Source organism: Kitasatospora sp. NPDC001225 (assembly GCF_053597855.1).
The window spans coordinates 1-7,973 of record NZ_JBSFJC010000228.1; the positions used below are offsets into that span (position 1 = coordinate 1).

Here is a 7,973-nt window from a genome sequence, read left to right on the forward strand (position 1 = left end):
GGGGAGCGGCCCCGGCCGCGGGCCCGGCACCGTACGCGGGATCAGGCGCCGGGCATGCCGGGCGCGGCGGCCGCCAGCTCGTCGACGGTGCCGGACATGACGGTGCGCAGGTGGCGGGTGAGGTGCTCGGCGGGCCAGTGCCACCAGGCGAGGTCCAGCAGGCGGGCGATGTCGGCCTCGTCGTACCGCAGCCGGATCACCTTGGCCGGGTTGCCGCCGGCGACGGCGTAGTCGGGGATGTCGGAGGTGACGACGGATCCGGCGGCGACGACGGCGCCGTGGCCGATGCGCACCCCGGGCATGACGGTGACGCGGTAGCCGAGCCACACGTCGTGGCCGACGACGGTGTCGCCGCGCCCGGGCAGGCCGGTGATCAGGTCGAGGTGCTCGGCCCAGGAGCCGCCCATGATGGGGAAGGGGAAGGTGGAGGGCCCGTCCATCCGGTGGTTGGCGCCGTTCATGACGAACCGCACCCCGGTGGCGAAGGCGCAGAACCTCCCGATGACGAGCTTCTCCGGCCCGTAGTGGTAGAGCACGTTGCGGGTCTGGAAGGCCGTCGGGTCGTCCGGGTCGTCGTAGTACGAGTACTCGCCGACCTCGATCAGCGGCGAGGTGAGCAGCGGCTTGAGGAGCACCACCCGCGGCTGTTCGGGGAAGGGGTGCAGCACGGTCGGGTCGGGCACGGCGGGGATCACCAGGGGGCACCGCTCTCGTGTTGACGGGACATCAGGGGTTCCATGATCCATCGGACGGCGCGGCGGTCCGGCGGGTTTCCCCGCACCGGCCGCCTTCCTTGATCAAATGACGTCAAGTTGTCTGTACAGCTCGGAGCCTCCTGACGGTCATCGGCCGGTCATCGGACACCACGGCCGCGTCCACTTCGGTCTCGTACACATAACGGGTCCGGTCCGAACCGCGCGGCCGGCCCCCGTACCGAAGACCCGCGGTCCGTCAGCAAGGAGCCCCACCCCGATGAGTCCGAAGCCCGAACTGTCGCGCCGCAGCGTCCTCGGCGGCGCGGCGGCGGCCGCGGTGCTGTCCGCCCTCCCCATCAGCGTCCAGCAGGCCCTCGCCGCACCGGCCCGGCCCGGACGGCTGGCGGACATCCAGCACGTCGTGGTGTTCATGCAGGAGAACCGCGCCTTCGACCACTACTTCGGCACCCTGGCGGGCGTGCGCGGCTTCGGCGACCGCACCGCCGTACGCGGCGTCGACGGCCGCTCGGTGTTCCACCAGCCCGACCCCGGCCGCAAGGAGGGCTACCTGCTGCCCTTTGCGATGAACGCCGCCCACACCAGCGCCTACCAGCAGGGCGCGCCGTCCTTCGGCTACGGCGACTCGATGAGCGCCTGGAACGACGGGCGCGCCGACGGCTCCGTCACCCGCCGCTCCTCCGGCTGGCTCGGCCAGGGCTACTACGAGTCCGCCGACATGCCCTTCTACCACGCCCTCGCCTCGGTGTTCACGGTCTGCGACGCCTACTACTCCTCGACGCAGTGCAACACCAACACCAACCGCGACCACGCGATGACCGGCACCAGCGGCGGCACCGTGCGGGACACCCCGGTGACCGACAACACCGAGATCCCCGGCGGCTACGAGTGGACCACCTACGCCGAGCGCCTGGAGAAGGCCGGCGTCAGCTGGAGGACCTACCAGGCCCTCGACAACTTCGACGACAACGCCCTCGCCTGGTTCACCCCCTTCGTCAAGGCCAAGCCCGGCGAGCCGCTGTACGAGCGCGGCATGCGCGCCGTCGGCGACCCGGCCAAGGCGAAGGACCCGTTCGCCATGGGCGACGCCCTCGTCGAGGCCTTCACCGCCGACGTCCAGGCCGACCGCCTCCCGCAGGTCTCCTGGATCGTCGCCCCCGCCGCCCTGTCCGAGCACGCCAACTACGCGCCGCCGAACGGCGAACACCTCACCGCCCGGCTGCTCTCCGCGCTCGCCGCCAAGCCCGAGGTGTTCCAGAAGACCGTCTTCATCCTCAACTACGACGAGCACGGCGGCTTCTTCGACCACCAGCTGCCGCCCGTCCCGCCGCTGGCCGACGGCCGCGGCAAGTCCAACGTCCCGGTCGACGGCGAGGTCGTCGTCCGCGTCGCCAAGGGCGGCTCCACCTACCACCGGGTGGTGGGCCAGGACGGGAAGTACCGGGTCAAGGCCGCCGACGGCACCCTCGGCTGGTCCGCCACCCTCCCCGCCGGCGAGACCCTGGTCTCCGGCCCCTACCCGATGGGCCTGGGCGTCCGGGTGCCGATGGTCGTCGTCTCCCCGTGGACCCGCGGCGGCGTCGTCGACTCCACCGTCTACGACCACACCTCCGTCCTGCGCTTCCTGGAACAGCGCTTCGGCGTCCAGGAACCCAACATCAGCCCCTGGCGGCGCGCCGTCTGCGGCGACCTCACCAACGTCTTCGACTTCTCCGGCCGCAACCCCGCCTGGCCGCAGCTGCCCGACACCAGCGGCAACCGCCGCAAGGTCGACGACACCGGCAAGCTCCCCGCCCCCACCGTGCCCAGCCCGCAGACCTTCCCCCAACAGCAGCGCGGCACCCGCTCCTCCCGCCCCGCCCCCTACAACCTGCTGGTCAAGCCCCGCCTCAAGGGCGACGAACTCACCCTCGACTTCGTCAACCAGGGCCGCCAGGGCGCCGTCTTCGCCGTCTACCCCGCCCCCGGCGAGGCCCCCAAGCACTACACCGTCGCCGCCCGGAGCCGCCTGTCCGACGTCTGGAAGGTCGGCCCGGCCGGCTACGACCTGCGCGTCCACGGCCCCGACGGCGCCCTGTGGCACCTGCGCGGCGACACCGCCTCCGGCTACGAGGTCTCGCTCTCCGAGGAGGGCGGCGGCAAGGTCCTGGAGGTCGACGTCATCAACCGCTCGCGCACCGCCCAGACCTTCCTCGTCGGCGACCTCGCCTACGGCGACGGCCTGCGCGAGGTCCGGGTCGCGGCCGGCGACGACCGCACCGTCAACCTCAAGGTCGGCCCCGAGGGCTGGTACGACGTCGCCGTCGCCGTCCAGGGCGACCTCGCCTTCCGCCGCCGCATCGCCGGCCGCTTCCCCTGGGACGACCGCACCGTCACCGACCCCGCCCTCGGCCTGGCCGACCCCCTCACCGTCGACCTCGCCCTCGGCGCCGCCTCCACCACCATCGACGAACCCGTCCTGCTGCCCGGCCGCCCCGCCACCGTCACCGCCACCCTCACCGCCACCACCGCCCTCACCCGCCTGGAGACCCAGCCGCTGCTCCCGCCCGGCTGGACGGCCACCACCGTCACCGCCGCACCCGACAAGCTCGCCGCCGGCGCCACCGCCACCGCCGTCTGGCAGGTCACCCCGCCCGCCCAACTGCCCGCCGGCGCCACCCACCGCCTGCTGGTCACCGCCCGCGCCCAGGCCGACGGCCGCCTCGCCCTCGCCGACGGCGAACTCGCCGCCCGCCCCGCCCCGGCGATGACCGGCCACCTCCTCGACGAGGACTTCGAATCCCTCGCCGGCGCCCTCAAGCCGGAATCCGGCCTGCTCGGCTGGACCGCCCAGGCCCCCAAGGGCTGGACGGTCGTCAACGCCCCCGCCATGCCCCAGGGCACCGTCCGCCTCCAGGGCTGGACCTTCCACACCAAGCGCGAATGGGCCGCCCTCGGCGCCCAGGACCGCGGCAACTTCACCCGCGCCCTGGGCGTCGTCGCCGTCGCCGACCCCGACGACTGGGACGACACCGGCTCGCCCTCCCGCAAGGGCGTCTTCGACTCCACCCTGGTCTCGCCCGCCGTCGCCATCCCGGCCGGCACCGACACCCTCCACCTCGCCTTCGACTCCCACTACCGCCAGGAGGCCCCGCAGAAGGCCTCCGTCACCGCCGTCTTCGACAACGGCACCGAGACCCGCCTGCTCGCCTACAGCTCCGACGCCACCGGCAACGACAACGCCGGCAAGGACGTCCAGAACACCCGGATCACCCGCAGCCTCGCCGTCCCCGCCGGAGCCCGCTCGGTGACCCTCCGGTTCCGCATGTACGACGCCGGCAACAACTGGTACTGGGCCGTCGACCACATCCGCCTCGACACCCGCCCCGTCACCGACTGACCCCTCCAGCCCCTCCCGCCCGACCGGGCCCGCCCGAGCCACCGCGCCCGGGCGGGCCCGACCCGTACCGGCGGCCCCGCGTGCCAGGTAGAACTACTGCCACGACCACAGGGGAGGAAACCGAAGGTGACCGACACGACGACCCCGGCCGGCCGGGCCGCCAAGCTCCACGACCGCTACCCGAGCCTCGACGAACTCGCCGCCACCGCCCACCAGTTGGCCGCCCACCGGCCCGACCGCTGCCGGGTGCGCACCGTCGGCACCTCCCGCGCCGGACGCCCCCTGACCCTGCTGACCGTCGGCCCCGCCCCGCACCGAACCGGCCGCGCCCCGCACAACCTCCTCCTCGTCGCCGGCGCCCACGCCGACGAGTTCGCCGCCCGCGCCGCCGTCAACGACCTCGCCCACCACGCCCTCACGTCCCAAAACCCGTACCTCGCCTGGCACTTCCTGCTCTGCCTCGACCCCGACGGCGCCCACCTCGCCGACGGCAGCCGCCACGCCCGCACCCTGCCCGACTACTTCGCCCACTACTACCGCCCCGCCGCCGAGGAACAGCCCGAATGGGCCCCCGCCGCCGGCGCCGACCTCCCCGAGAGCCGCACCCTCCTCGACCTCATCGACGAACTGCGCCCCACCCTCCAGTTCTCCCTCCACAGCACCGACGTCGGCGGCACCTTCCTCCAGGCCACCAGCGACCCCGCCGCCCTCGCCCACCCCTTCGCCCGCTCCGCCGCCCACCACGGCATCCCCGTCGAGACCGGCAACTTCGACACCTTCCGCCTGCACGAATCCGGCCCCGGCGTCTACCTCATGACCCCCCACCACATCGACCGGCAGGAGACCACCACCGGCGTCCTCACCCCCCACCACGGCGCCGACGAAGCCCGCGCCGGCACCTGGTTCGCCCCCCAGCGCCACGGCGGCCAGACCGTCCTCGTCGAAGTCCCCGCCTTCACCAGCGCCCACCTCGGCGACAGCCGCCCCGCCACCGGCGTCCGCCTGTACCTGCGCACCTGCGCCGACCGCCTGCGCCACCGCGGCACACTCCTCACCGCACTCCTCGACGCCGCCCTGCCCCACGTGCGAAACCCCGACACCCCCCTGCTGCGCGCCGCCCGCACCCCGCTCACCGCCCTGCGTCAACTCGCCGACGCATGGGACCCGGACGGCCACGGACAGGAGCTCCTACAGACCCCGATCACCCGCGCCCGCCTCACCGGCATCGACCTGTGGGCCCACCGCGTCCCGGTCCGCGCCGCCGCCCTGCTGCGCCGCGCCGTCCGCGTCGCCGGCGCCCCCGCCGCACCCCAGGCCGCCCGCCTCGACCACCTCCTGCGCGACTGGTGCGCCCAGTACCAGCGGACCTTCCAGCCCGTCTGGCTCCCCGTCGCCCGCCAGGCCGCCCACCAGGCCGCCACCGTCCGCGCCGCCGTCGCCCTGCGCCACCCGGCGAGTTAGGCGTTGGTGCCCTCGGTGTCGATGTGCGGCAGCACCCGGTCCAGGAACCGCGGCGTCCACCAGGCCGCCGAGCCCAGCAGCGTCATCACCGCCGGGACCAGCAGCAGCCGCACCACCGTCGCGTCCACCAGCACGCTCACCGCCAGGCCCAGACCCATCATCTTGATGACGACGTTGTCGCTGACGACGAACGCGGCGAACACGCTCACCATGATCAGCGCCGCGCAGGTGATCACCCGCGCGGTGATCTCCAGCGCGTGCGCCACCGCGTCCCGACTGTGCCCGGTGCGCAGCCAGGCCTCGTGCACCCGGGAGAGCAGGAAGATCTCGTAGTCCATGCTCAGCCCGAAGACGATCGCGAACATCATCATCGGCACGTAGCTCTCGATCGGGACCTTCCCCCCCACCCCCAGCGCCGGCCCGCCCCAGCCCCACTGGAACACCGCCACCACCACCCCGTACGAGGCCGCGATCGACAGCAGGTTGAGCACCGCCGCCTTGACCGCGACCAGCACGCCGCGGAAGACCAGCAGGATGATCAGGAAGGCCAGCCCGACCACCACCGCGATGATCGGCACCAGCCGGCTCGACACGATGTCCAGGAAGTCGACCTGCGCCGCGGTGTTGCCGGTCACGTACGTCCGCGCGCCGCTGCCGGCCACCGCGCCGGGCAGCACCGTGTCCGCCAGCCGGTTCACCAGGTCGGTGGTCGCCCGGTCCTGCGGGGCGCCCGCCGGGACGACGGTGGCGAACAGCACCTCACCGTCCGGGCTGGTCTGCAGAGGGGTGCTGCTCGCGGCGCCGGGCAGGCCGGTGAGCGCCCGCTGCACCGAGGCCTGCACCCCCGCCCGCGCGTCGGCGGGCACCGCGCCCTGGTCGACCACCACCGTCAGCGGCGCGTTCGAACCCGGCCCGAAGGCCTGCGACATCAGGTCGTAGGCCCGCCGGTCGGTGAAGTCCGTGGAGTCCGCGCCGTCGCCGATGTGGCCCAGCTGGATGGAGAACAGCGGGACGGACAGCACCGCCAGCACCACCACCCCGGCCACCAGGTACCACCACGGCCGCGCCTCCACCCGCCGGGCGTAGCGGTGCCACGCCCCGCCCCGCCCGTCCCCGCCCTGCCCGTCCCCGCCCTGCCCGTCCCCGCCCGCCTCGGCGACCGGACGGCGCACCGCGAACCGGTCCATCCGGCGCCCGATCAGCCCCATCAGCGCCGGCAGCAGGGTCAGCGCCCCCAGCACCGCCGACACCACCGTGACGGCCGCCGCCGCCCCCAGCTTGGCGATGAAGGAGATCCCCGACACCGACAGCCCGGACAGCGCGATGACCACCGTGCAGCCGGAGACCAGCACCGCCCGCCCACTGGTGGCCACCGCCTGCCCGGCCGAGGCCACCGGATCCACCCCGTCCATCAGGTTCTGCCGGTGACGGGTCAGCAGGAACAGCGCGTAGTCGATCCCCACCCCGATGCCGATCATCGTCGCCAGCGTCGGCGCCACGGTCGCGAACGTCGACAGCGCCGCCACCAGCCCCAGCACCCCCAGCCCGACCACCACCGCGACCAGCGCCGTCAGCAGCGGCAGCCCCGCCGCGATCGCACTGCCGAACCCCACCAGCAGCACCACCACCGCCACCGCGAAACCGATCACCTCGCTGGACCGGTCGTCCGCCGCCGGCCGGGCCAACTCGCCCAGCGGACCCCCGTACTCCACCTGCACCCCGGCCGCCCGCAGCGGCGCCACCGCCGCGTCCACCCCCGGCAGGTAGTCCTTGCCCAGCAGCGTCGGATTGGTGTCGAACCGCACGGTCAGGTACCCGGTCAGCCCGTCGGCGGACAGCGGTCCGCCCGGCACCGGGCCCTGCCCCGGCGGCGGCAGCGGACTCTGCACCGACAGCACGTGCGGCAGCTGCTGCAGCGCCGCCACCGCCTCGGCGATCTGCGGCTGGAAGCCCGTCAGCTGCGCCGCGTCGTGCAGCACCACCTGGGAACTGGTGCCCGCCGCGGCCGGCTCGTGCGCCTGCAACACGCTCCGGCCCTGCTGCGCCTGGGTGCCGGGCAGCGAGAAGTCGTCCGAGTAGGAGCCGCCGACGGCCCGGTTGGCGGCCTGGACGCCGGCCAGGGCGACGAGCCACAGCAGGATGACGGTCAGCCAGTGGCGCGCGCACCACTCGCCCAGGCGGCGCAGCGCCGAGCGCCGGGCCGGTGGCGCGGCGGCCGAGGGGGCGGGGCGGGCGGACGGCGGCATGGAAGGCTCCCGGGTCTCCTGCACGGCGGTGCGCCGATTCGGCGCAGTGTCCCCGACGGCCCGCGGTCCGCCACGGGTACCGGCGGGTAGTCGCCCCTACGGCCCCGGCGGCCCGGGGCCGACCGCACCGGCCGCCCCGCCCCGGGGGCCCGCCCCACCGTCCTGAGCACGTCC

At 74.3% G+C, this 7,973-nt stretch carries 4 protein-coding genes; 2 read left to right on the plus strand and 2 right to left on the minus strand.

Annotated elements, in window-relative coordinates:
* Window positions 1–41: 41 nt before the first annotated feature.
* A complete protein-coding gene (locus ACWDCZ_RS37745; protein WP_117491136.1) occupies window positions 42–692 on the minus strand; it encodes a CatB-related O-acetyltransferase in 651 nt (216 codons plus the stop codon).
* Between the two features lie 280 nt (window positions 693–972).
* Between ACWDCZ_RS37745 and ACWDCZ_RS37750 the strand changes: the two genes are divergently transcribed.
* Both ACWDCZ_RS37750 and ACWDCZ_RS37755 read left to right on the plus strand, forming a co-directional pair.
* Window positions 973–4,092 (plus strand): phosphocholine-specific phospholipase C, encoded by a 3,120-nt coding sequence (locus tag ACWDCZ_RS37750; RefSeq protein WP_380740261.1) that lies wholly within the window; start codon window positions 973–975, stop codon window positions 4,090–4,092.
* A gap of 126 nt (window positions 4,093–4,218) precedes the next feature.
* On the plus strand, window positions 4,219–5,553 hold the full coding sequence (locus ACWDCZ_RS37755; RefSeq protein WP_449818289.1) for a M14 family zinc carboxypeptidase: 1,335 nt from the start codon (window positions 4,219–4,221) through the stop codon (window positions 5,551–5,553).
* Here the strand turns inward: ACWDCZ_RS37755 and ACWDCZ_RS37760 are convergent.
* Window positions 5,550–7,799: an MMPL family transporter gene (locus ACWDCZ_RS37760; RefSeq protein WP_449818290.1), complete on the minus strand. Its 2,250-nt coding sequence runs from the start codon at window positions 7,797–7,799 to the stop codon at window positions 5,550–5,552. The two genes, ACWDCZ_RS37755 and ACWDCZ_RS37760, sit on opposite strands and share 4 nt — an antisense overlap.
* Window positions 7,800–7,973 lie beyond the last annotated feature (174 nt).